This is a genomic window from Pseudomonas sp. S1_E05 (assembly GCF_056337105.1).
The window spans coordinates 994,699-1,020,257 of record NZ_JBFRHM010000001.1 but is presented as its reverse complement, the minus strand read 5'-3'; the positions used below and the strand labels follow the sequence as shown (position 1 = coordinate 1,020,257).

General features: G+C 61.1%; 19 protein-coding genes. 14 read left to right on the top strand and 5 right to left on the bottom strand.

Translation table 11 applies throughout. The features are described 5' to 3' along the window. Position 1: 1 nt before the first annotated feature. From AB4N33_RS04770 to AB4N33_RS04735, 8 genes are all read left to right on the top strand, one after another. A complete protein-coding gene (locus AB4N33_RS04770) occupies positions 2 to 1,573 on the top strand; it encodes an ABC transporter ATP-binding protein (RefSeq protein ID WP_476456575.1) in 1,572 nt (523 codons plus the stop codon). A 124-nt stretch (positions 1,574 to 1,697) separates the two neighbouring features. Continuing rightward, complete coding sequence (locus tag AB4N33_RS04765; protein WP_476456574.1) at positions 1,698 to 3,113, top strand: sigma-54 interaction domain-containing protein; 1,416 nt, start codon at positions 1,698 to 1,700, stop codon at positions 3,111 to 3,113. 274 nt (positions 3,114 to 3,387) lie between these two features. Further along, positions 3,388 to 4,779 carry a GntP family permease gene (locus AB4N33_RS04760; RefSeq protein ID WP_460123676.1) on the top strand — a complete coding sequence of 464 codons (1,392 nt, stop codon included), beginning with the start codon at positions 3,388 to 3,390 and terminating at the stop codon, positions 4,777 to 4,779. Between the two features lie 7 nt (positions 4,780 to 4,786). Further along, positions 4,787 to 5,560: a 3-hydroxybutyrate dehydrogenase gene (gene hbdH, locus AB4N33_RS04755; RefSeq protein ID WP_476456573.1), complete on the top strand. Its 774-nt coding sequence runs from the start codon at positions 4,787 to 4,789 to the stop codon at positions 5,558 to 5,560. Between the two features lie 158 nt (positions 5,561 to 5,718). Further along, positions 5,719 to 7,674 (top strand): acetoacetate--CoA ligase, encoded by a 1,956-nt coding sequence (locus AB4N33_RS04750; protein WP_476456572.1) that lies wholly within the window; start codon positions 5,719 to 5,721, stop codon positions 7,672 to 7,674. A 97-nt stretch (positions 7,675 to 7,771) separates the two neighbouring features. Continuing rightward, complete coding sequence (locus tag AB4N33_RS04745; protein WP_460123669.1) at positions 7,772 to 8,827, top strand: tetratricopeptide repeat protein; 1,056 nt, start codon at positions 7,772 to 7,774, stop codon at positions 8,825 to 8,827. 111 nt (positions 8,828 to 8,938) lie between these two features. Further along, positions 8,939 to 10,441 (top strand): ATPase domain-containing protein, encoded by a 1,503-nt coding sequence (locus AB4N33_RS04740; protein ID WP_476456571.1) that lies wholly within the window; start codon positions 8,939 to 8,941, stop codon positions 10,439 to 10,441. Continuing rightward, a complete protein-coding gene (locus AB4N33_RS04735) occupies positions 10,441 to 12,108 on the top strand; it encodes an ATP-binding protein (RefSeq protein WP_460141490.1) in 1,668 nt (555 codons plus the stop codon). The genes AB4N33_RS04740 and AB4N33_RS04735 overlap by 1 nt, the downstream gene beginning before the upstream one ends. A 386-nt stretch (positions 12,109 to 12,494) precedes the next feature. On the opposite strand, the gene AB4N33_RS04730 is transcribed toward AB4N33_RS04735, so the two are convergent. From AB4N33_RS04730 to AB4N33_RS04710, 5 genes are all read right to left on the bottom strand, one after another. Next, on the bottom strand, positions 12,495 to 12,872 hold the full coding sequence (locus AB4N33_RS04730) for a response regulator (RefSeq protein ID WP_460141489.1): 378 nt from the start codon (positions 12,870 to 12,872) through the stop codon (positions 12,495 to 12,497). Positions 12,873 to 12,949: 77 nt separating this feature from the next. Further along, positions 12,950 to 14,131, bottom strand: coding sequence for a hybrid sensor histidine kinase/response regulator (locus AB4N33_RS04725; protein ID WP_476456570.1), 1,182 nt, complete (start codon positions 14,129 to 14,131; stop codon positions 12,950 to 12,952). Next, positions 14,125 to 14,718: a chemotaxis protein CheB gene (locus AB4N33_RS04720; protein WP_476456569.1), complete on the bottom strand. Its 594-nt coding sequence runs from the start codon at positions 14,716 to 14,718 to the stop codon at positions 14,125 to 14,127. The genes AB4N33_RS04725 and AB4N33_RS04720 overlap by 7 nt, the downstream gene beginning before the upstream one ends. Next, the gene (locus tag AB4N33_RS04715) at positions 14,715 to 15,530 is read right to left on the bottom strand and encodes a CheR family methyltransferase (RefSeq protein ID WP_460126657.1); all 816 of its coding nucleotides are present in this window, start codon (positions 15,528 to 15,530) and stop codon (positions 14,715 to 14,717) included. The genes AB4N33_RS04720 and AB4N33_RS04715 overlap by 4 nt, the downstream gene beginning before the upstream one ends. A gap of 17 nt (positions 15,531 to 15,547) precedes the next feature. Further along, a complete protein-coding gene (locus AB4N33_RS04710) occupies positions 15,548 to 19,039 on the bottom strand; it encodes a response regulator (RefSeq protein ID WP_476456568.1) in 3,492 nt (1,163 codons plus the stop codon). Between the two features lie 269 nt (positions 19,040 to 19,308). Here AB4N33_RS04710 and AB4N33_RS04705 point away from each other — a divergent pair, with 269 nt between their 5' ends. The 6 genes from AB4N33_RS04705 (at position 19,309) to AB4N33_RS04680 (ending at position 25,554) form a co-directional block, all read left to right on the top strand. Next, positions 19,309 to 19,674: a response regulator gene (locus AB4N33_RS04705; protein ID WP_460123650.1), complete on the top strand. Its 366-nt coding sequence runs from the start codon at positions 19,309 to 19,311 to the stop codon at positions 19,672 to 19,674. A gap of 90 nt (positions 19,675 to 19,764) precedes the next feature. Next, positions 19,765 to 21,060 (top strand): glycosyltransferase, encoded by a 1,296-nt coding sequence (locus tag AB4N33_RS04700; protein ID WP_476456567.1) that lies wholly within the window; start codon positions 19,765 to 19,767, stop codon positions 21,058 to 21,060. An 86-nt stretch (positions 21,061 to 21,146) separates the two neighbouring features. Next, positions 21,147 to 21,989 (top strand): phosphatidylinositol-specific phospholipase C domain-containing protein, encoded by an 843-nt coding sequence (locus tag AB4N33_RS04695; protein WP_460123644.1) that lies wholly within the window; start codon positions 21,147 to 21,149, stop codon positions 21,987 to 21,989. Between the two features lie 68 nt (positions 21,990 to 22,057). Next, positions 22,058 to 22,963, top strand: coding sequence for a helix-turn-helix domain-containing protein (locus AB4N33_RS04690; RefSeq protein ID WP_460123641.1), 906 nt, complete (start codon positions 22,058 to 22,060; stop codon positions 22,961 to 22,963). 203 nt (positions 22,964 to 23,166) lie between these two features. Further along, positions 23,167 to 24,477, top strand: a complete 1,311-nt coding sequence (locus AB4N33_RS04685; protein ID WP_476456566.1) for an ABC transporter substrate-binding protein — start codon at positions 23,167 to 23,169, stop codon at positions 24,475 to 24,477. 150 nt (positions 24,478 to 24,627) lie between these two features. Beyond that, positions 24,628 to 25,554: a carbohydrate ABC transporter permease gene (locus tag AB4N33_RS04680; RefSeq protein WP_460123635.1), complete on the top strand. Its 927-nt coding sequence runs from the start codon at positions 24,628 to 24,630 to the stop codon at positions 25,552 to 25,554. Positions 25,555 to 25,559: the final 5 nt, after the last annotated feature.

The window sequence follows — 25,559 nt, the reverse complement described above, 5'->3', positions numbered from 1 at the left end:
TATGAGTAACCTGATCGAAATCCGCAACCTCAGCGTGGCCTTCAGCGGCCAGACCGTGGTGCGCGACCTTTGCCTGGACATCCGCCCCGGTGAATGCCTGGCGCTGGTCGGCGAGTCGGGCTCCGGCAAATCGGTGACCGCGCACTCGATCCTGCAATTGCTGCCCGAAACCGACACCCAGTCCACCGGCAGCATTCGCTATCGCGGCAAGGAACTGCTCGGTGCCTCGTCGAAGGTATTGCGCGAACTGCGGGGCAACCGCATCGCGATGATCTTCCAGGAGCCGATGACCTCGCTCAATCCGCTGCACAGCATCGAAAAGCAGATCGGCGAAACCCTGATGCTGCACAAGGGCCTGACCGGCAAGGTCGCACAGGCTCGGATCCTCGAATTGCTGCACCTGGTGGGCATCCAGAAACCCAAGGAGCGGCTCAAGGCCTATCCGCACCAATTGTCCGGTGGCCAGCGCCAGCGGGTCATGATCGCCATGGCCCTGGCCTGCGAGCCCGAACTGCTGATCGCCGACGAGCCGACCACCGCCCTCGACGTCACGGTACAGCGCAAGATCCTGATCCTGCTCAAATCCCTGCAACAACGGCTCGGCATGTCGCTGCTGCTGATCAGCCACGACCTTAACCTGGTGCGCAGCATTGCCCAGCGCGTGTGCGTGATGAAGGCCGGGGAAATTGTCGAACAGGCGCCTTGCGAGCAATTGTTCACCGAGCCGAAACACCCCTACAGTTGCGTGCTGCTCAATGCGGAGCCGGAAGGCGAAGCCCTGCCCCGGGACGAGCGCGAGAAGGTACTGGAGGTGGACGACCTGCAAGTCAGGTTCGCCCTCGGCGGCGGGCTGTTCCGCCGCAAGACCTACCTGCATGCGGTGGACGGTATCAGCCTGAATGTGCAGCGCGGCAAGACCCTGGGGATTGTGGGCGAGTCCGGTTCCGGGAAATCGACCCTGGGCCAGGCGATCCTGCGCCTGCTCGACTCCGAAGGCAGCATTCGCTTCCAGGGCCAAGCGCTGGATGGCCTGACGCAAAAACAGCTACGGCCCTGGCGCAAGAAAATGCAGGTGGTGTTCCAGGACCCATTTGGCAGCCTCAGTCCGCGCATGTCGGTGGCACAGATCATCAGCGAAGGCCTGGAAGTGCACAGTCACTCCAGTGCAAAAGACTGCGACGCTCAGGTCATCCAGGCGCTGCGCGAGGTGGGCCTCGACCCGGAGAGTCGCCATCGCTACCCCCACGAGTTCTCCGGCGGTCAGCGCCAGCGCATCGCCATTGCCCGGGCGCTGGTGTTGAAACCGGCGTTGATCCTGCTGGATGAACCGACCTCGGCCCTGGACCGCACCGTGCAAAAACAAGTGGTGGCCCTGCTCCGCCAGCTTCAGGAAAAACACGGCCTGACCTACCTGTTCATCAGCCACGACCTGGCGGTGGTCCGCGCCCTGGCCCACGACATGATCGTGATCAAGGACGGCAAAGTGGTCGAGAGCGGCGCCAGTCACGAGGTGTTCGAATCGCCGCAGCACCCGTACACCAAAGAGCTGTTGGCGGCGGCGCATCAGTTGTGACCGCGTCGCCTGCATCGCGGGCAAGCCCGCTCCTACAGGGGCTCCGTGTAGGAGCGGGCTTGTCGAATCGTCGCACCGCCGCGATGAGGCCCGACCAGACAACAAATAATCAGGATCCACCCCCATGAACCCCACCGACAGCCTGAAGGACTACCAACGCGTCCGCCTCCTGGCAATCCGCTCGCTGTTCGAAATCATCGAGCAATCCAGCGAAGGCACGGTGATCGTCGACCGCGACGCCAACATCGTCTGGATGAACGAGCGCTACGCCCGGCGCTTTGGCCTGGAGTCGGCCGAGTTCGCCATCGGCAAGGCCTGCGAAAGTGTGATCCCCGGCAGCCTGCTGCGCGAGGTGGTGCGCACGGGTCGGCCGATCCTGCTGGACATGCAGGACACACCCAAGGAACCGCTGGTGGTCATGCGCCTGCCGATCCACGACGATGCCGGCGTGGTGATCGGCGCCATCGGCTTCGCCCTCTTCGACGAACTGCGCACCCTCTCACCCATGCTCAAGCGCTACATGAGCATGCAGGAAGAACTCGCCTCCACCCGCTCGCTGCTGCGGGCGCGGCAGACCAAATACAACTTCGCCCACTTCATCGGCACCAGCGCCGCCAGCCTGGAAGTCAAACGACGCGCCCGACGCAGCGCCAGTGCCGATTCCCCGGTGTTGCTGCTGGGGGAAACCGGCAGCGGCAAGGAATTGCTGGCGCAGGCGATCCACGGCGCCTCGCCACGGGCGCACAAACCGTTCGTCAGCATCAACAGCGCGGCGATCCCCGAAGCGCTGCTGGAAGCCGAATTCTTCGGCACCGCCCCCGGCGCCTTCACCGGCGCCGATCGCAAGGCCCGCGCCGGCAAATTGCAGATCGCCCAGGGCGGCACCCTCTTCCTCGACGAAATCGGCGACATGCCCCTCCCGCTGCAAAGCAAACTGCTGCGAGTGCTACAGGAAAAGGAATTCGAACCGGTCGGCTCCAATGAAGTGATCCAGAGCGATGTGCGGGTCATCGCCGCGACCTCTACTGATCTTGAAGCGGCGATCAAGCGCGGCGAGTTCCGTGCTGACTTGTATTACCGGCTCAATGTGCTGCCGATCCAGGTGCCGCCGCTGCGCGATCGCCTCGATGACCTGCCCGCCCTGAGCGAGGCGATCCTCGAAGAGCTGCGCAGCCAGCACGAATTGAACCCCGAGGCCCTGGAACTGCTGGGGCAGCACGCCTGGCCTGGGAATATTCGCGAACTGCGCAATGTGCTCGAGCGGGCAGCGTTGCTCAGTGATGACTTGCAGCTCAACGCGCAGGATATTCGTGGCGCCATTGGTACGTTTGCCCCGGTGCAGCGTGCGGCGCCCGCAGTGGTTGAAGCGTTGGGCCATGAGACGTTCAGCCAAGCGCGAGAGCGGTTTGATCGGCAATTGATCGAGTCGGCCCTGGCGCAATGCGGGGGCAAGGTGGTCGAGGCGGCGGCGCGGCTGGGGCTGGGGCGGTCGACCCTTTATAAGAAGATGGTGGCTTTGGGGATGGCTGAGTCTCAATAACGAGACATTGATCTCCGTTGTTAGACAGATCCAATCGCGGGCAAGCCCGCTCCTACAGTTCATGGGTTCACCGCAAACTCTGTAGGAGCGGGCTTGCCCGCGATGAGGCCTTCCCAACCAAAAAATGTCTCAAATCAGAGACAGAAATCTCTTCAGAACCCAAAAAAGACAAATATTCCCTTATATTTCAACATCTTAAACACCTGGCACAAATCTAGCTAAAGCCCTTTCCCAAAGCCTCACCCACAAAAATAACAATCCCAGGAGACACACCATGAGTGTGATCATTGCCTTGGCAGCCCTTGCGCTGCTGATGCTTGCTGCCTATCGCGGCTACAGCGTTATCCTCTTTGCCCCCATCGCCGCCCTCGGCGCCGTGCTGCTCACCGACCCTTCCGCCGTCGCGCCCGCCTTTACCGGGGTGTTCATGGAGAAAATGGTCGGTTTCATCAAACTGTACTTCCCCGTGTTCCTGCTCGGTGCCGTGTTCGGCAAGCTGATCGAGCTGTCGGGTTTCTCTCGCTCCATCGTGGCCGCCGCCATTCGCCTGCTCGGCACCCGTCAGGCGATGCTGGTGATCGTGCTGGTGTGCGCCCTGCTGACTTACGGCGGCGTTTCGCTGTTCGTGGTGGTGTTTGCGGTCTATCCGTTCGCGGCCGAGATGTTCCGCCAGAGCAACATCCCCAAGCGCCTGATCCCGGCCACCATCGCCTTGGGTGCGTTCTCGTTCACCATGGACGCCCTGCCCGGCACCCCGCAGATCCAGAACATCATCCCCAGCACCTTCTTCAACACCACCGCCTGGGCAGCGCCGTGGCTGGGGTTGATCGGCACGATTTTCGTGTTCTGTGTCGGCATGCTGTTTTTGCAACGCCAGCGCAACAAGGCCCAGCGCGCGGGTGAAGGTTATGGCACCGAACTGCGCAACGAGCCGGAAACCGCCGCCGACATCAAACTGCCCAACCCGTGGATCGCCCTCTCGCCGCTCCTGGCGGTGGGCGTCATGAACCTGCTGTTCACCCAGTGGATCCCGCAGTGGTACGGCAAGACCCACAGCCTGGCACTGCCGGGCATGGCCGCACCGGTGACCACCGAAATCGCCAAGCTCACGGCGATCTGGGCGGTGCAGGCGGCATTGCTGGTCGGCATTCTCATGGTGCTGGCGTTTGGTTTCCAGGCGATTCGCAGCAAGCTGGCCGAAGGCAGCAAGAGCGCGGTCAGCGGTGCGTTGCTGGCGGCCATGAACACCGCCTCGGAATATGGCTTTGGTGCGGTGATCGCGTCCCTGCCTGGCTTTCTGGTGCTGGCCGACTGGCTCAAGAGCATTCCCAACCCGCTGGTCAATGAAGCGATTACCGTGACCCTGCTGGCCGGTATCACCGGCTCTGCCTCTGGCGGCATGAGCATTGCGCTGGCGGCCATGGCCAACGATTTCATTGCCGCGGCGCATGCGGCCAACATTCCGCTGGAAGTGCTGCACCGGGTGGCCGCAATGGCCAGCGGCGGCATGGACACGCTGCCGCACAACGGCGCGGTAATCACCCTGCTGGCAGTGACTGGCCTGACCCACCGCGAAGCTTACAAAGACATTTTCTGTATTACGCTGATCAAGACCCTGGCGGTCTTTGTGGTGATCGGTGTTTTCTACGCCACTGGCATTGTGTGAGGTAATCATGACCACTCTTACCGGCAAAACCGCACTGGTTACCGGCTCCACCAGCGGCATCGGCCTGGGCATTGCCCTCAGTTTGGCCAAGGCCGGCGCCAACCTGATCCTCAACGGCTTCGGCGACGCCTCGCAGGTCATCGCTGAGGTCTCTCAGTACGGCGGCAAGGTGGGCCATCACCCGGCCGACGTCAGCGACCCGGCGCAAATTGCCGACATGATCGCCTACGCCGACCGCGAGTTCGGCGGCGTCGACATCCTGGTCAACAACGCGGGCATCCAGCACGTGGCGCCGGTTGAGGATTTCCCCGTGGAGCGCTGGGATTCGATCATCGCCATCAACCTGTCCTCGGTGTTCCACAGTACCCGCCTGAGCCTGCCCGGCATGCGGCAGAAGAACTGGGGCCGGGTCATCAACATCGCCTCGGTGCACGGCCAGGTCGGTTCGGTGGGCAAGGCCGCGTACGTGGCCGCCAAGCACGGGGTGATCGGCTTGACCAAGGTGGTCGGCCTGGAAACCGCCACCACCAATGTCACCTGCAACGCGATCTGCCCAGGGTGGGTACTGACGCCGCTGGTGCAGAAGCAGATCGACGACCGCATCGCCGCCGGCACCGACCCGCAGCAGGCACAGCATGACCTGCTGGCGGAAAAGCAGCCGTCCCTGGAATTCGTCACCCCGCCGCAACTGGGCGAACTGGTGTTGTTTTTGTGCAGCGAAGCCGGCAGCCAGGTGCGGGGTGCGGCGTGGAATATCGATGGGGGGTGGTTGGCGCAGTAAAAAGAACACCAACTGACCTGTAGGAGCGAGCTTGCTCCGGGCGGCGTTCCGACGATTGCGGTGTGTCAACTACATCAATATTGACTGACACGACTTCATCGCGAGCAAGCTCGCTCCTACAGGTAATGCCGTGCATACCTATAACAAGAGGCAACCCCATGTCCGAAATACTCTGGCAACCCACCCCCGAGCGCGTTGGCAAGAGCCGCATGGAGGCCTTTCGCCGTTTCGTCCAGCAGCGCCACACCCTGCACCTTGACGATTACGCCGCCCTGCACCAATGGTCCATCCACCAGCGCAGCGACTTCTGGCAGGCCATCGTCGACTTCTTCGACATCCGCTTTCACACCCAGCCAGACGCCGTGCTGATCGAGCGCGAGCAGATGCCCAGCGCCCAATGGTTTCCCGGCGCCACCCTGAACTTTGCCGAGCACCTGCTGCGCCGCCGTGACGACGCCGTGGCGGTGATCGCCATCGGTGAAAACGGCCAGCGCGAACAGTTGACCTGGGCAGAACTGGCCGAACATGTCGCCGGCCTGCAGAACAGCCTGAAAGCCGCCGGCGTCGGCCTCGGCGACCGCGTGGCCGCGTGCATGCCCAACACCTGGCAAACCCTGGCCGCCATGCTCGCCACCACCAGCCTGGGCGCGATCTGGTCGTGTTCGTCTCCGGACTTCGGCACCCAGGGCGTGATTGACCGTTTCGGCCAGATCGAGCCGAAAGTGCTGATTACCTGCGCCGGCTACCGCTACGCCGGCAAGGACATCGACCAGCGCGCCAAGGTCAACGAAATCCTCGAACGCCTGCCGAGCCTGGAACAACTGGTCGTCGTGCCCTACGCGCTTGCCGATACGCACATCAGCGACTACCACACCCATGCGGACGTCGAGCTGTGGGATGACTTTTACGAGGCCGGTGGCGAGCCGGACTTCGTCGCCGTGCCCTTCGACCATCCGCTGTACATTCTCTATTCCAGCGGCACCACGGGCGTGCCCAAGTGCATCATTCACGGCACTGGCGGCGTGTTGCTGCAACACGTCAAGGAACACGGCCTGCATTGCGACCTGGGGCCCGGTGACCGTCTGTTCTACTACACCACCTGCGGCTGGATGATGTGGAATTGGCTGGTCTCGGCCCTGGCCGTGGACAGCGCTATTGTGCTGTACGACGGCTCGCCGTTCGAGCCCGGCCCTGAACGCTTGCTCGACCTGATCGACGACGAGCGCATCAGCGTTTTCGGCACCAGTCCGAAATTCCTCGCGACCCTGGAAAGCGCAGGCGTAAAACCTCGGCAGAGCCATGACCTGGGCAGCCTGAAAACCCTGCTCTGTACCGGCTCCGCGCTGTCGCCGCAAAGTTACGATTACGTTTACCGCGAACTCAAGACCGATCTGTGCCTGGCCTCGATGTCTGGCGGCACCGACATCATTTCCTGCTTCGTCAACGGCAATCCGTGGCTGCCGGTGCGGCGCGGCGAAATACAGGGCAAGAGCCTGGGCATGGCGGTCGAGGTGTGGAACGACGACGGCCAGGCAGTGGTTGGCGAAAAAGGCGAACTGGTCTGCACCCGGCACTTTCCAGCCATGCCGGTCGGCCTGTGGGACGACGCCAGCGGCGACAAGCTGCGCGCATCCTATTTCAGCCAGTTCCCCAGTGTCTGGGCCCAGGGTGATTACGCCGAAGAGTTGGCCCACGGCGCGATGATGATTCATGGCCGCTCGGACGCGGTGCTCAACCCCGGCGGTGTGCGCATCGGCACCGCCGAGATCTACCGGCAGGTGGAGAAAGTCCCTCAGGTGCTCGACAGCGTCGCCATCGGCCAGCAATGGCAAGACGACGTGCGGGTGGTGCTGTTCGTGCGATTGCAGGAAGGCATCGAACTGAGCGAAGCCCTGCAACAGCAGATTCGCCAGGTGATTCGCGCCAACACCACACCGCGCCATGTGCCAGCGAAGATCCTGGTCGTCACCGACATTCCGCGCACCATCAGCGGTAAAGTGGTCGAGTTGGCGGTGCGCAATGTGGTGCATGGGCGCCCGGTGAAAAACACCGATGCCCTGGCCAATCCCCAGGCGCTGGAGCAATTTCGCGACAGGCCGGAGCTGCGTGATTGAGCATTACAGCGATATTTCCGGGCCGCCAGGTTTGACTCACGGCCCGGCCTGACCGAAGCTGGCGACCTGTAACAGTTTGTCAGCCCCGGATTCCTGCATGCCCCAGTCCCGTCGCTACCTGATCATCGGCCTCTGCGCACTGCTCGCCATCGGCATTGCCTGGCTGTTTCTGCGCAGCACCACCCCAGTGGTGCCCGAGGCGATCCGGCGTGGCTACAGCGAAGCGCTGACCCAGGCGCGAAATGGCCAACCGGGCGCGGCGCGGGTGCTTTATCAACAATTGGGCAGGCCCGACCTCTCTCCTAAACGCCGAGTCTGGCTGCATGCCGAACTGCCCAACTATCCCAGCTCCGTCGCCTTGAAGCTGGCGGACGCCGACCTGCAACACCCCGCGCCCGAAGTGCGCATTGCCGCCATCAACAGCATCAGTGCCCTGGTGCCCAATGGGCAGCGCAGTTTGCTGCTGGGCCCGATGCTCGACGACAGCGAGCAAAGTGTTCGCCTGGCCGCCGTGAACGCGTTGCTCGGGCTGTCGCCAGACGAATTGGGTTTGTACTTCGGCCCCTTGGAACAAGCCATCGACGCCTGGGAGCAGGTGCTGATGCAGGCCCCCGACAGTGCCGACAATCAGTATCAGTTGGCGAGGCTGCACCTGCACAACGGCGAATACAAGGCGGCGCAACAGGCGCTGGACAACACCTTGCGCCTGGCCCCGGACAACCTGCCCGCGCTGGTGATGCAAATCGAGGTGCTCGACAAACAAGGCCAGGGCGAAGCCGCCCGGCTGCTGCTGGCCAAGCAACTCAAAGCCCAGCCTGATTCCGCTTACCTTCAACACGCCTTGGGCATGTGGCTATTGCATCACGGCCAGAGCGAGTTCGCCCTGCTCGGCCTGTCCAAGGCCGTGGAGCTGGAACCGGACAACAAGCACTACCGCTACGACCTGGCAACGACGCTGCATGACGAGCAGGAACTGGAAGCGGCGCAAAAGCAATTGCAGGAGATCGTCCAGCGTCACCCGGCCGACCGCAAGGCGCGCGTACTGTTGATCAACTACTGGAAGGAAAGCGGGCAACTGCAGAACGTGCAGATCCTCCAGGCACAACTGGAACAGCTCAATCCGGACGACCCGGCACTGCAACAGGGTCTATAAAAAGACAAGAACCGTGGAACGCTCATCGCGACCAATGGTCAAGTGAAAAGGCAGTCCAACCAGGCCGTTGCGGCCTGTTGCCTCACTACCCGAGCCACCAGAGGGCATTCTTTGTCTACATCTAACGAGTTGATCAATGCAAAAGCGGCTACCGGTATCGAGGGTCTCGATGACATCCTCGCCGGTGGCTTGTCCCGTGGTCATGTATTTCTGCTGGAGGGTGAACCCGGTACCGGCAAAACCACTGTCGCATTGCAATTCCTGCTGGCCGGCGCGCAAGCCGGTGAGCGCTCGTTGTACATCACCCTGTCCGAAACCGAGCGCGAACTGCGCCAGGGCGCCGCTTCACACGGCTGGGAGCTGGATGAGAACATCCATGTCTTCGAACTGACCCCGCCGGAAAGCCTGCTCGATACCGAATCCCAGCAGAGCCTGCTGTATTCCTCGGATCTGGAGCTGGGTGAAACCACCCGGCAGATTTTCGACGCGGTCGAACGCTTCAAGCCGACCCGCGTGGTACTCGACAGCCTCTCGGAAATTCGCTTGCTGGCGCAGAGCTCGTTGCGCTACCGCCGGCAGATCCTGGCGATCAAGCATTACTTCGTGCGTTACGACGCCACGTTGCTGCTGCTGGACGATCTGACCACCGAGTCCCTGGACAAAACCGTGCACAGCGTTGCGCACGGAGTGATTCGCCTGGAAGAACTGACCCCGAACTATGGCGCCGAGCGGCGACGGGTGCGTGTGGTCAAGTACCGTGGTCAAAAGTACCGCGGCGGCTTTCACGACTTCACAATCCTGGAAGATGGCATACACGTCTTCCCGCGCCTGGTCGCGGCTGAACATCGCGGCAGATTTGTTCGCACACAACTCAAAAGCGGTATCAACGAAATGGATGCCTTGCTCGGCGGTGGCATCGAGACGGGGTCCAGCACCCTGATCCTCGGGCCCGCAGGCACCGGCAAATCGCTGATCTCGATGGTCTTTGCCGCAGCCGCCGTGGCCCGCGGCGAGAAAGCCGCGCTGTTCATCTTCGATGAAGAGCTGGGCCTGCTGTTCGAGCGTATGAGAAGCCTGAATATCGACCTCGAAGCCCTGCAAGCCACAGGCAACTTGATGATCGAGCAAGTTGACGCCGCCGAACTCTCTCCCGGCGAGTTGTCTCATCGCGTGCGCCGCTGCGTCGACGACCACCAGATCAAAACCGTGGTCATCGACAGCCTCAATGGTTATCAAGCGGCGATGCCGGAAGAGAATGCGCTGGTGCTGCACATGCACGAGTTGCTGCTGTACCTCAATCGCAGGGGCACAGCGACCTTCATGACTGTCGCCCAGCATGGCCTTGTCGGCGACATGATGGCCCCCGTCGATATCACCTATCTGGCGGACACTGTGATCCTGCTGCGCTACTTCGAAGCGGCGGGCAAGGTGCGCCGCGCCATTTCCGTGATCAAAAAGCGCACGGGCAGCCATGAGTCCACGATCCGTGAATACCGCATCAGCTCACGAGGCATGACCATTGGCGAGCCGCTGGACGCGTTCCAAGGCGTACTGCGTGGCGTACCGACCTACCTGGGTGCCAAGCAGCCACTGCTCACCGACGAGGCGTCGTAATGGTTCAGCCAGCAACGTCCGAGCGGGCGATCATCCTCGCCCCGCTCGGACGTGACAGCCAGATTGCCTTGATGATGCTCAACGAGGCGGGTTACGCGGGTGTCGTGACTCGCGACCTCGTCGGCCTGTGCGCAGAACTGGAGCATGGCGCCGGTCTGCTGTTGATTTCGTCCGAGGCATTGCTCGGTGCTGACATGGCGCCACTGATCGATCTGATCGATCAGCAACCGGCCTGGTCTGACCTGCCCATCGTGCTAATGACTCACCGGGGCGGGCCGGAACAGGGGCCCGCCTCGCGATTGGGCGTGCAACTGGGCAATGTCACATTTCTCGAGCGGCCCTTTCACCCCGCCACCCTGATCAGCCTAGTGACCACCGCCTTGCGCGGGCGCAGGCGACAATACGAAGCCAGGGACCGGTTGATCGACCTGAGCCAAAGCGAAATGCGCCTGCAGAACATCCTCGAAACCCTGGAACTGCAAGTCGAGGAGCGCACCGCAGAGCTTCGCCACAACGAAGAAGCACTGCGCCAGTCGCAGAAAATGGAAGCGGTCGGTCAATTGACCGGCGGCATTGCCCACGACTTCAACAACATGCTGACCGGCATCATTGGCAGCCTGGAGCTGCTGCGCCGGCGCCTGTCCCGGGGGCGTCTCGATGACCTCGATGGCCTGATCGACCTGGGCGTGACCTCGGCCAATCGCGCGGCGGCCCTGACCCATCGGTTGCTGGCCTTTTCCCGGCGCCAGTCGCTGGACTCCAAACCGCTGCAAATGAACGCGCTCGTCATCTCCATGGGCGAACTGCTGCAACGCAGCATCGATGAGAGCATTCAACTGGAGATGCACCTGGACCCAGCGTTGTGGGTGGCCGAGGCCGACCGCAACCAACTGGAAAGCGCCCTGCTCAACCTGGTGATCAACGCCCGGGACGCCATGCCCGACGGCGGCAAACTCGTGGTGCGCACCGCCAACCGGCAACTGGGGCGCGATTTCACCGATGCCCACAGCAACCTGGAGCCCGGCGACTATGTCGTGCTCAGCGTCACCGACAACGGCTGCGGCATGCCACAGAGCACGATCAATCGCGCCTTCGATCCGTTTTTTACCACCAAGCCGATTGGCCAGGGCACTGGCTTGGGCCTGTCGATGATCTACGGCTTCAGCAAGCAGTCAGGCGGACACGTGGCCATTGACAGTCAAGAAGGCGAAGGCACGACAGTCAGTTTGTACCTGCCGCGCTTTGGCGGCGACCTGCCGCTGGAGCACCCGACAGACATCGCCCACCCCTTGTTTGCACAGAAAGGCGAGACCGTGCTGATCGTCGAAGACGACCCGGCCGTGCGGGTGCTGGTGAGTACGGTATTGAGTGACCTGGGCTATGGGTTCGTGGAGGCGGCTGACGCCGATAGCGCCCTGCCGATTCTCGATTCTGCGCAGCGCATCGACCTGATGATCAGCGACGTCGGTCTGCCCGGCATGAATGGCCGGCAACTGGCGGAGATCGGTCGACAATACCGACCGGACCTCAAAGTGCTGTTTATTACCGGCTACGCCGAACACGCAGCGGTGCGCGGTGGTTTTCTCGACCCTGGCATGCAGATGATCACCAAACCCTTCACCTTCGACCTGCTGACAGCGAAGGTGCGGGAGATGATCCGGGTCTGAAACCAATCCCCCAGCTCGCGATGGTCGACCGGACACCGCACGCATTCAGGCTGCCCGCGTCATCGTTAAAGATTATCGCGACGGTTCGACGCCTCGACAAGCCCGCTCCCACAAAAGATCAAAAGCATCCCGCGATCCCCTGTAGGAGCGAGCTTGCTCGCGATGGTAGACCGGCCACCGCGGGCACTCAGGCTACCCGCGTCATCGTTAAGGACTATCGCGGGCAAGCCCGCTCCTACAAAAGATCAAAAGCATCCCGCGATCCCCTGTAGGAGCGAGCTTGCTCGCGATGGTAGACCGGCCATCGCGGGCACTCAGGCTACCCGCGAAACCGATGTGTCAAACACCGCTCATTGGCATGACACACCGCAGTCGCAGGTAAATCCCTACTCCAACATGTCCTGCATCAGTTCCTGCAGCTCATCCAGGTCAAATGGTTTGGCCAGGATGGGCGCCTTGCGCGTGATCGGGCTGTCGGTCTCGCGGATTTCCTGCGGGTAACCGCTGATGAAAATCACCTTCAGTTCCGGCCGCAACTTGACCGCGGGCTCGGCGATCTGCACACCGGAGATCCCGCCCGGCAGGCGAAAATCGGTGATCATCATGTCCAGGTGCGGTTTGCTCGCCAGGATCGCGAAGGCCTGCTCGCCGTTTTCGGCCTGCAGCACCCGATAACCCTCCCCCGACAGATAAGCCGACAGCACCATCAGAATCGAGGGGTCATCTTCGACGATCAGTACCACGTCTTGTGCATCTTCACTCATGGGAAGCCTTTGTTCGGTCAATAGCTGCTGATACGACCGTGAGGTCGATCAGAGGTTGCGTTCGTCCGGCTGTTTTCCTACAGCGGCAGACAAACGCGAAACAGGGCGCCTTCGCCAATCCGGCTGTCGACGGTTATGGTGCCGCCATGGGCGGTCACGATCTGTTCTGAAATAAACAACCCCAGGCCCAGACCGGCGACCGCGTGCTTGGCGGTCACCCGTTCGAACTGCTGGAAGATGCGCTTCTGGTTTTCCTCACCAATGCCGATGCCAAAATCGCGCACTTCCACCCGTGCCTGATCCTGCTCACTGTACACCTTCACGTCGATCGGGCCCTTGGCACCGTAACGCAAGGCGTTGGTCAGCAGGTTGGAAATCACCTGCTCGATACGAAATTCGTCCCAATTACCCACCACTGGCTGCTCAGCGTCCAGGGAAACCGTGCATTCGGCGGCATCGATCTGCGGCATGAAATTCTGTAACACGTTGCGAACCAGCACCGAAAGGTCGAAGCGTGTCGGTCGTATCGACAGCTTGCCAGTACGTATCCGTGACACATCCAGCATGTCTTCGATCAGGCGGATCAGGCTCTTGATTTGCCGTTCGTCGCGATCAACCATCGCGTGCATCTTGTCCAGGGTAAACGCCGCAGCGTTATCCCGGGCCAGGTGCATCTTGCGTAGCTGGGTTTCCAGGATCAGGCCGTTGAGTGGCGTGCGCACTTCGTGGGCAACAATCGACATGAAGTCATCGCGCATGCGGACCGCCTGCTGTAATTCCAACTGCGTGCTCTGCAACTCCTTAAGCAGCGCTTCCTGTTCGCGGCGGCTCTGCTCCAAGGCTTCGACCTGTCGCTGCATGGCCTTGCTCTGGCGGTAGAGCTCGACGAACACATTGACCTTGCTCTTGACCGCGTGGATATCCAGCGGCTTGTGAAGGAAGTCCACCGCCCCGCTTTCGTAGCCCTTGAACGCGTAGTTCAGCTCGCGGCCTGCGGCGCTGACGAACACAATCGGGATGTGCTTGGTTTTCTCCGTGCCACGCATCAACTCGGCCAGTTCGAAGCCGTTCATGCCGGGCATCTGCACGTCGAGGATGGCCATGGCGAATTCGTGTTGCAGCAATAACGACAGGGCCTCGTCAGCAGACAGCGCCTTGTACACCACGCGATCTTCGCGCTTGATCAGCGCTTCGAGCGCCAACAGGTTTTCCGGCAGATCGTCGACGATCAGCAGCTTGGTTTGGATATTACTTAACATGCGATTCGTTCCAGCTCGGCAAGCAGACGGCCAATGCCGTGGATGGGGAGAATGTGATCAGGCTGGTGAGTGTCCAGCGCGGCCAGGGGCATGGTCGCGACCTGCGCCTCGTTCGGATCTTGAACGATGGTCAGGCCACCCTGTCGCTGGACCTGCGCCAAGCCCTTCGCGCCATCGCGGTTGGCACCGGTCAACAGCACCGCCGCCAGGGACGGGCCGTAGGCATCCGCCGCCGACTCGAACAGAAAGTCGATGGCCGGGCGCGAGTAATGCACACGGTCTTCCAGGCTCAGGGAGAAGCTGCGGTCCTGTTCTATCGACAAATGATAGCCGGGCGTCGCGAAATACAGGGTGCCCGCCTCGACGGGACTCTTGTCACCCGCCTCTTCGACACGCATCGCCACGCGGCGGGCGAACACCTCGGCCAACTGGCTGCGGCGCTCGTCCGGCAGGTGCAGGACAACGATGATCGGCAGCGTGAAGCCTTGACGCAAAGGGCCGAGAAGCCCCATCAACGCTTCCACACCACCGGCCGACGCGCCGATCACGATGGCCTCTACCCGAGGTAAATCCGCAGCCTGGCTCATGATTTACGGTAGATCCGTTCTTGTTTCACCAACGGCTCGAATTGGTTGCCGAAGCTGGAAAAGTCCGGGGTTTCCTTGCTGCCCAACACCAGGAATCCCCGATGGCACAAGGATTCATGGAACAGCCCGAAGGCCCGATCCTGTAGTTTTTTATTGAAATAAATCAGTACGTTACGGCATGAAATTAACTGGGTTTCCGAGAACACGCTGTCCGTCGCCAGGCTGTGGTCGGCGAAGGTCACGTTCTCACACAGACTCTTGTCGAAAATCGCGTAGCCATAGGCGGCGGTGTAATAGTCAGCAAACGAGCGCTGGCCACCGGCCTTCTGGTAGTTATGCGTGTAGGCGCGGACATTTTCCATGGAGAAAATACCCTGTTTGGCCTTCTCCAGCGAGCGCGGATTGATGTCGGTGGCATAGATGATAGTGCGCTCCAACAAACCTTCCTCGCGCAGCAGGATGGCCATCGAATACACCTCTTCGCCGGTGCTGCACCCGGCGATCCAGATCTTGATCGAGGGGTAGGTCCTGAGCAGCGGCACCACTTCCCGGCGAATGGCCAGGAAGTGCGAAGGGTCGCGGAACATCTCGCTGACCGGGATCGTCAGCAGTTGCAGCAACTGCATGAAAGCCGTGGGATCGTGCAGCACCTTCTCTTGCAGCGCCGAAATGGTCGCGCATTCGAACTGGTTCAGCGCATGCAACACCCGACGCTTGATCGACGCCCCCGAATAGTCACGAAAATCGTAGCTGTATTTGAGGTAAATCGCCTCGATCAACAGCCGCAGCTCGATTTCGCTGTTGTGCTCCATTGAATACGTACGTTCCACTAAATGCGTTCCATCTTCGGTAACCACACGCGAATCAGCGAGAAGAGGCGGTCCAGGTCAATGGGCTTGGCCAGGTAATCGTTGGCGCCCGCCTGCAGGCAGCGCTCCTGATCGTCCTTCATGGCCTTGGCGGTCACTGCGATGATCGGCAGCTTGCGCCAGCGCGGATCCTGGCGGATCAGGCTGGTGGCCTCGAACCCGTCCATCTCCGGCATCATCACGTCCATCAACACCAGATCGATGTCCTCGACTTCGTTGAGTTTCTCGATCGCTTCGCGACCGTTGCGGCCAATGACCACCACGGCGCCCTTGTGCTCCAGCGCGCTGGTCAGGGCGAAGATGTTGCGAACATCGTCGTCCACCAGCAGCACCTTGCGACCCTCGAAGACCTTGTCGCGGCTGCGCGCGGTCTTGAGCATCGTCTGGCGCTCATGGGACAACTTGGATTCGACTTTGTGCAGAAAGAGTGTGACCTCGTCCAGCAGGCGCTCCGGGGAGCGCGCGCCCTTGATGATGATCGAGCGTGAATATTTGCGCAGCTCGGCCTCTTCGTCACGGGTCAGGTTGCGTCCGGTGTAGACGATGACCGGCGGGAACGAACAGATTTCCTCGGTGGACATGCGCTTGAGCAGGTCATTGCCGAGCATGTCCGGTAACTTCAGGTCGATGATCATGCAGTCGTAAATCTGCGTGCGCAGCAGATCCAGCGCGTCCTGGGCGAGGCCCACGGCGGTGATCTCGATGTCATCATCGCCGATCAACCGGGCGATGCTGTCGCGTTGCAGGTCGTCGTCCTCCACCAGCAGCACGCGCTTGACCTTCTGGGTCAGCTTGGCTTCGAGGCGGCCAAACACGTCCTTGAGCTCTTCGCGGGTGGTGGGCTTGACCGCATACCCGATGGCGCCCATGTGCATGGCGGCCTCGACGCGGTCCTCGACCGAAATCACGTGCACCGGAATATGCCGCGTCTCGGCGTTTTCCTTCAGGCGCTGCAACACCGTCAAGCCGGAATGGTCCGGCAGGCGCATGTCGAGCAGGATGGCGTCGGGGATGAAATCGCTTGCCAGCTCGTAACCTTCGTCGGCGCCATGGGCGACCAGGCACTGATAGCCCAGTTCGTGCGCCAGGTCATAGAGGATGTGCGCGAAGTTCGGCTCGTCTTCCACCACCAGAATACAGCGGGTCTTGAAGGGCGCCATGGTGCGGTCGTCCTCAAAACGCGGAATCTGCACCTCGGTAACCCGTGCTGCCGGCAGGGCAGCCGGCGCGCTCGGCATGCTCGCCACCGGTGCAACCCGCAATGGCGTCGCTGGAGCATCTCCCGATTCCACATACTCCTGCGGCAGCACCAGGGTGAAGACACTGCCCTGCCCCGGCGCACTGGTGACACTGATGGAGCCGCCCAGCAGCGCCGCAAGGTCACGGGAAATCGACAGGCCCAGCCCCGTACCGCCATAACGGCGATTGGTGGTGCCATCGGCCTGACGGAACGCCTCGAAAATGCTCTCCTGCTGATCGGCAGCAATGCCGATCCCGGAATCGCGCACGACAAACGCGATGCCGTCGTGGGGCTGACTGGCAACCGTCAGGCTGACCGAGCCCTGCTCGGTGAACTTCACCGCGTTGGACAACAGGTTCTTGATCACTTGCTCCAGGCGCTGGCGGTCGGTGAAGATCGTCGTCGGCGAGCCCGGCTGGACGTCGATCCGGAACTCCAGTCGCTTGTCTGCCGCCATCGGCTCGAACATGCTGCGCAAACCGTCCACCAGGCGCGCGACGCTGGTGGTTTCCGGGCGCACTTCCAACTTGCCGGCCTCGACCTTGGAAATGTCGAGAATGTCATTGATCAAGTTGAGCAGATCATTGCCGGCCGAATAGATCGACTCCGCGAACTTGACCTGTTCGGCGCTAAGGTTTTCCTGGGGGTTTTCCGCCAGCAGCTTGGCCAGGATCAACGAACTGTTGAGCGGCGTGCGCAGTTCGTGGGACATGTTGGCGAGGAATTCGGACTTGTACTTGCTCGAACGCTGTAGTTCTTCGGCACGCTCTTCCAATTGCGCCTGCGCCTGGTTGAGTTCACTGTTCTTCAGGTCCATGGCGTCGCGCTGGTCGGCCAGGGTCTGCGCCTGTTCGGCGAGCTGTTCGTTGGTCTGCTCAAGCTCAACCTGCTGGGTTTCCAGGTGAGCCTGGGATTCCTTGAGCACCCGCGACTGTTCTTCCAGCTCTTCGTTGGCGGTCTTGAGTTCTTCCTGCTGGACTTGCAACTCTTCATTGAGCTGCTGGGTTTCAGCCAGCACTTCCTGCAAGCGCTGGCGATAGCGCGCCGCCTCGATGGACGTGCCGATATTGCCGGCGATCAGTTCAAGCAATTCAACGTCGCGGTCGTCCAGCGGGCGCAGGAAGCCGAGCTCGATCACGCCGTTGACGCGTTTATCATCGCTGGTCGGCACCACCAACACGCTGTGCGGCAGGCCTTCGCCAAGGCCCGAGCTGACTTTGAAATAATCCTGCGGCACCGAGTCCAGACGAATCAAACGCGCCTGTTGCGCCACCTGGCCGACAATGCCTTCGTCGCTGTAAATGTGCTGTTCCAGGGCTTCCTGCTCACGGGAAAAACCGTACGTCGCGATGCGCTTGAGCCCGCCGTGTTCTTCACGCAAGTAAAGCGCCGCGACGGCTGTGCCCAGGTACTGCGCACAGAACTGCAGAATGTTGCGACCCAGTAGATTGAGCGACAACTGCCCCAGCACCTGCTCGGCCAGTTCGGTCTGGCCATTGCGCAGCCACGCCTGTTTTTCCAGGCGCTGGGCGCTGGCGTTCTGTGCCGCCAGGTTGGCCGCATAATTTTGCGACAGATTGAGCAGATCGCGCCGACCGATGTACGCCAGCAAGGCGCTGATGGCGAAGATGAACACCAGATAGAGGCTGATGCTCCAGATCGTCGTGCGGCGCACATCGGCATTGCGCGAGGCGCGCAATTGCTGCTCGGTGGCCACGACGTCCTCGAACTGTTTGCGCACCTCGTCGGTCAGGCGTTTGCCGCGACCCGCCTTGACCGCACTGCGATAATCCCCGGAGGAGCGTTGCAGGTCGATCAGGTTCTGGGCGTACGCCCCCCACTCCTTCTGCAGCGCCTGGATCTGGTGCAGGCGATCGGTCTGTACCGGGTTGTCCGCGGTCAGTTCCAATAGCGTATCAATGGTCACCGCCAGTCTTGGTTTGGCCGTTTCGTAGGGTTCGAGGAATTTCTCGTCGCCACCCAGCAGAAAGCCGCGCATGCCGGTTTCCTGGTCAACGGTAAGTTTCACCGCTTCATTGGCGTTATTGATCACTCGGTCGGTGTGCTCCACCCACTGAATCACTGACAACAGATAGGTGATCAAGACTACGAAAAATATCGCGCTGAGCGCGCCGACGCCCAAGGGCAGGCTGATATTACGGCTCAGCAGTTTACGAAAGCGTTGTTCATCAACCGAAGACGCTGTGGTCATGGGTGGGCCTTGTCGTCTGTTGGAATATTGGAAAACGGGGATTTTGCCCCAAATGCGCCACATGGATCCATTTTTCTGACGTTTTTGTGCGCAAAATCCTACATTGCACTGCGCCCGCCGGGCAGAGCGCGTTATCCTTGTCCGCGCATGCGCAGCTATTCTTTTTCCAGGTCCATTGGGAACTAGTAGGGCTTCGTGACTTACTCATGCAAGAGTCCGGCACTTCTTATCGACTGGACACAGTACCTTCAACCTCTGAGAGCCCCTTTATGTCCGCCGAACAATCCACCATCCTGGTCGTCGAAGACGACGACATCGTGCGTATGCTGATCGTAGATGTCCTGGAAGAGCTGGAGTTCAAGGTTTTGGAGGCCGACGGCGGCGAGCAGGCCCTGGCGTTTCTCAACGACAGCTCCCAGGACATCCACCTGATGATGACCGACTTCGGCTTGCCCGGCATGGATGGCCGGGAACTGGCCACTCAGGCACGCATGGCGCGTCCCCTGCTGCCGGTGCTTTTCGCCAGCGGCTACGCCGAGAACATCGATGCGCCCGCCGACATGCATGTCATCGGCAAGCCGTTCTCCATCGACCAACTGCGCGACAAGGTCAAAGGCATTCTTAATCAGGGCTGATGGAGGTCTGTGCCCGTCGGGTAACCACCTCAGTCAATATTTGATGTCGCGCCGGCTCTCCCCCCTCCCGCGCTTCTAGGAATTTCCCGCATGAATCAGCCCCGCGCCACCAGAATCCTGGTCATTGGCTATGTCTGGCCCGAACCCAAGTCTTCGGCGGCGGGCGGCTATGTCATGCAACTGCTCGGGACGTTCCTGCAACAAGGCTGGGACGTGACGTTCAGCAGCCCCGCAGGCGCGGGCGAGCATCAGGAAGACCTGACCGTGCTGGGCATCCGCGAAGTGCCGATCGAATTGAACAACAGCAGTTTTGATGCCTTCGTCAGCGACCTGGCGCCGGACATCGTGCTGTTCGAGCAATTCATGATGGAAGAGCAGTTCGGCTGGCGCGTGGAAAAACACTGCCCCGAGGCGCTGCGCGTATTGGCCACCCAGGACCTGCAAAGCCTTCGCCACGCCCGGCATCAACGGCTCAAGGACCGTCTGAAGGCCAGTGATGATGACAGCGACTTCAGCGCCTTGTTTGCCCCGGCGTTGCGCGAAGAATTCGAACTGATGGCCGATACGGACCTGGCCAAGCGGGAAATAGCGGCGCTGTACCGTTGCGACTTGAACCTGATGATCTCCGAAGTGGAAATCGAGCTGCTGGTCGAGCAGTTCAAGGTGCCGCGCAGCCTCCTGCACGGGTGCCCGTTGATGGTCGAACCACCGAGCGCCGCGCCAGCCCCATTTGAAGCGCGGGCGAACTTCCTGAGCATCGGCAACTTTCGCCATGCGCCCAACTGGGATGCGGTGCTGTGGCTGAAAAACACCGTTTGGCCGCTGATCCGCCAGCAGTTGCCCACGGCGCAACTGCATATTTATGGCGCCTACACGCCGCCCAAGGCCACGGCGCTGCATAACGCGGCCCAGGGTTTCCACGTGATGAACTGGGCCGAAGATGCCTTGCAGGTGATGAGCGCCGCGCGGGTGTTGCTGGCCCCGCTGCGCTTTGGTGCGGGCATCAAGGGCAAGAACCTCGACGCGATGCTCTGCGGCACGCCTAACGTCACCACGCCGATCGGCGCCGAAGGCATGCACGGCGAGGCCGACTGGCCCGGGGCGATTACCCGAACGGCCCGCGAGTTCGCCGATCAGGCCGTGAAGTTGTACACCGACCAGGCCCTTTGGCAGAGGGCCCAGGCACAGGGATTGTCACTGTTGACCGAGCGTTACCGGCAGTCCGTCCACGGTCCGGCCTTGATCCAAAGGCTGTCCGAGTGCCGGCAACATCTGGCAGACATTCGCCGGGACAATTTCACCGGCAGCATGCTGCGTCATCACCAGCACAAGAGCACCCAGTACATGGCGCAGTGGATCGAGGCGAAGAACCGCAACGTTCAGTAGCAAGGTCGGGATTGGTTTTCTGTTTTTCTGTCCTTATACCTGACACTCACAGATAAACCCCATTCAGCCACAAGGAATGTACGCTGATGAACAAACGCACCTGGATGAGCACCATCCTCGAGGTCGATACCCTCAAACTCACCGACATCGTCTGGCCCTGTGCCCACAATGCCGGCATGGACAAGAAGGCCCCCAACTACGATGTGATCGTCGGCACCTGGACCACATGCCAGAACGATTCGTTCGCCTTCCAACTGGCGAACGGCATCCGCGCATTCGATTTGCGCCTGGGCTACCGGGAGGACGACGGTCAACCGGTCTTTTACTTTCATCACCGCGGTTTTGAATCCCATCGGCGGCTGGACGAACTGATCGATGCCGTTCTGGCATTCATCGATCGCCATGAGCATGAGTTCATCGTCCTGGACTTCCACGAACTGGGCGACGACCAACCGTTCGACTCGCGCAAACTCGGCGAAACACTGATGAGTCGGCTCGGCTCGCGTTGCGTGCTCGCCATGGACGCCTGGAAAACCATTGGGCAGCTCAAGGCCGACAGTTCGCTTCGACGGATCGTCATGTCGGCGCCACCATTACCCGGTGTCAACGGCTCGCATTTCTGGCCGCGAATCCCGCATAAATGGTTGGACAGCTTATTCACCAGTACCGATGAACTCAGGCGCCACATCGGCACGACCCTGCAAAACCTGTCGAATGAAACCTTCCTGTGGTCGCTCTCGGCCACCGGTTATTCGCTGCTGCGCGGGCCTCTGCCGCTGAAGGATGAAATCAACGACTGGTTTAATACCGCTGGCGACTGGGTGACCCGTTGCAGCCTGATCAATGTCGACTTTTTCGACGAATCGAAGATCGTCCAATACTGCTGGAGCGCCAGCAGCATGAAGGCCGTCGCCCGGCAAGACAGCTGAACCAGGCTGGCATTAAGCGGCACGAAAGAGGCATGATCGGTAGGCGAAAATAAAAAAAGCGCCTCGACATGACCCGAACCGCCCGAGTGACCGACCCTTCCTACGAACTGATGGATGACCACAACGGTTTGTCCATCATTTATCGCCAGCATGGCTTCCCCTGCCCGCTGGTGCGCTGGCATTTCCACAAGGAGTACGAACTGCACCTGATCGTTGCCAGCTCCGGCAAGGTGTTCATTGGCGACTACATCGGCAACTTCCACCCTCAAACGCTGTTTCTCACCGGCCCCAACCTGCCTCATAACTGGATCAGCCAGGTGGCCGAGGATGAGGTCGTGCCCAAGCGCGACATGCTGGTCAACTTCACCGACGAACTGTTCGAGAGCGGCCACCAGGTGTTTGCCGAACTCAAGACCCTGGCACCGTTGCTGGAGCGCGCGCAGTACGGCATCGAGTTTCGCGCCAAGCACACCATCCGCCAGGCCATGACCTTGATGCAGCGCATTGCCGATACTCAGGGCGTGACCCGCCTGGGGCATTTTTTCATCCTGCTGGAGCTGCTCGCCAGCTGCGACGATTACCAGTTACTGTCCGGAGCGACCACGCCGCAACTGGCGGACGAGCACAACGTAGACCGCACCAACCGCGCGGTGGACTACATCTTCGCCCACTACGCCCGCGAGCTCCCGTTGGAGGAAGTCGCCGAGCACCTGGGCATGAAGCCGACCTACTTCAGCCGCGTGTTCAAACAAGCCACCGGCCGCAACTTCATCGAATTCGTCAATCGGCTGCGCATCAGCAAGTCCTGCGAGTTGCTGGCCGATGGTGATAAGCCAGTGACGGATGTGTGCTTTGAGTCGGGGTTCAACAACATTTCCAACTTCAATCGTCGCTTCCAGCAGCTCAAGGGCATGACGCCATCGCACTATCGGCGGTTGGTGGTGCAGCGTTTGACCGAGCAGAATCTGGGCTGACTCAAGGTTCTCTGTGGGAGCGGGCTTGCCCGCCCCCACAGTGGCCAGCTATCCAGTGCAAAAAAGTATCAGTCAACGTGCGATGAACGATTTGTCTCATCGCCCGTTGAAGGCTGTAATCAGCGCACCTCTTCCATCGATGGAAGACACAAAAACAATAACTGTCCTTCTGCGACCCGCCGGGTGCAGAAAAGGAGTGCACGATGCAACCTTCCGTAAAAGCTCTGCTCGCCCTCACCTGCATGACCCTCAGCAGCGTCAGCCTCGGCGCCCAGACGCTGACCATCGCCACCGTCAACAACAGCGACATGATCCGCATGCAAAAGCTCTCGAAGACCTTCGAGGCCGAGCACCCGGACATCAAGCTCAATTGGGTGGTGCTGGAAGAAAACGTCCTGCGCCAGCGCCTGACCACCGACATCGCCACCCAGGGCGGTCAGTTCGACGTGTTGACCATCGGCATGTACGAAGCGGCACTGTGGGGCGCCAAGGGTTGGTTGGAACCGATGAAGGATCTGCCCGCTTCCTACGACCTGGACGACGTGTTCCCTTCCGTGCGCGAAGGCCTTTCAGTGAAGGGTTCGCTGTATGCACTGCCTTTCTACGCCGAGAGCTCGATCACCTATTACCGCACCGATCTGTTCAAGGACGCCGGCCTCACCATGCCCGAGCGGCCGACCTGGACCCAGATCGCCGAATTCGCCGGCAAACTCACCCACAAGGACAAGGAACAGTACGGCATCTGCCTGCGCGGCAAGGCCGGCTGGGGCGAGAACATGGCGCTGATCACCACGGTCGCCAATGCTTATGGCGCACGCTGGTTCGATGAAAAATGGCAGCCGGAATTCAGCGGTCCCGAGTGGAAGAACGCGCTGAACTTCTACGTCGACACCATGAAAAAATCCGGCCCGCCGGGTGCGTCGAGCAACGGCTTCAACGAAAACCTCGCGTTGTTCAACAGCGGCAAGTGCGCGATCTGGGTCGACGCCAGCGTCGCCGGCTCGTTCGTCACCGACAAGACCCAGAGCAAGGTCAGCGACCACGTCGGTTTCACCTACGCGCCGCACGAAACCACTGATAAAGGCTCGGCGTGGTTGTACTCCTGGGCCCTGGCAATCCCTACCAGCTCCAAGGCCAAGGACGCCGCCAAAACCTTCAGCGCCTGGGCGACCTCCAAAGAGTACGGCGCGCTGGTGGCGAAAACCGACGGCATCGCCAACGTCCCACCGGGCACCCGCGCCTCGACCTACAGCGACGACTACATGAACGCAGCGCCGTTCGCCAAGGTTACGCTGGAATCGCTCAAGGCCGCAGACCCTGCCCAACCCGGTGCACGCCCGGTGCCTTACATCGGCATCCAGTTGGTGACCATCCCCGAGTTCCAGGCAGTGGGCACCCAGGTGGGCAAGCTGTTCTCGGCAGCGTTGATCGGCCAGAGCACGGTCGACCAGGCCTTGGCCGCGGCCCAGCAAACCACCGAGCGCGAGATGAAGCGCGCGGGTTATCCCAAGTAGCCGCCACACCTCTACCCACCCTGTGGGAGCGGGCTTGCCCGCGATGAGGGTGTGTCAGCCAACAAAGATGTCTCTGACACACCGCCATCGCGGGCAAGCCCGCTCCCACAGCTGGATCTCCTCAGGTCTGTATGACTAGGTGCTAACACCATGAACACCTCAACCGCCAAAGCCCAAATGGACATCCCCCAGCCGGTGCGCAAAAACCGGCTGGCCAACCCCGGCTGGTTTCTGGTCAGCCCCTCGGTGGCGTTGTTGCTGCTGTGGATGATCGTGCCGCTGGGCATGACCGTGTATTTCTCGATGATCCGCTACAACCTGCTCTACCCCGGCGAAAACGAGTTCGTGGGCATCGAGAACTTCACCTACTTCCTCACCGACTCGGGGTTCATGCCCGGCGCCACCAACACCCTGTTGCTGGTGGGCAGCGTGCTGCTGATCAGCGTGGTGCTGGGGGTACTGATCAGCGCCCTGCTCGAAGCCACCGATTTCCTCGGGCGAGGCATTGTGCGGGTGATGCTGATCTCGCCGTTTTTCATCATGCCCACCGTCGGCGCCCTGATCTGGAAAAACCTGATTTTCCACCCGGTGTCGGGGATCCTCGCCTACGTCTGGAAGCTGTTCGGCGCCCAGCCGGTGGACTGGCTGGCGCACTACCCGCTGCTGTCGATCATCATCATTGTCTCGTGGCAATGGCTACCGTTCGCGATCCTGATCCTGATGACCGCCATGCAGTCCCTCGACCAGGAACAGAAAGAAGCCGCACGCCTGGACGGTGCAGGTCCCATCGCGATTTTCTGGCACCTGACCCTGCCGCACCTGGCGCGGCCGATTGCGGTGGTGGTGATGATCGAGACCATCTTCCTGCTGTCGGTGTTCGCCGAGATCTTCACCACCACCAACGGCGGCCCCGGCTATGCCTCGACCAACCTCGCCTACCTGATCTACAACCAGGCGCTGGTGCAGTTCGACGTCGGCATGGCGTCGGCTGGCGGCCTGATCGCCGTGGTCATCGCCAACATCGCGGCCATCGTGCTGGTGCGCATGATCGGCAAAAACCTGACAGACAAAGCCTGAGGCCC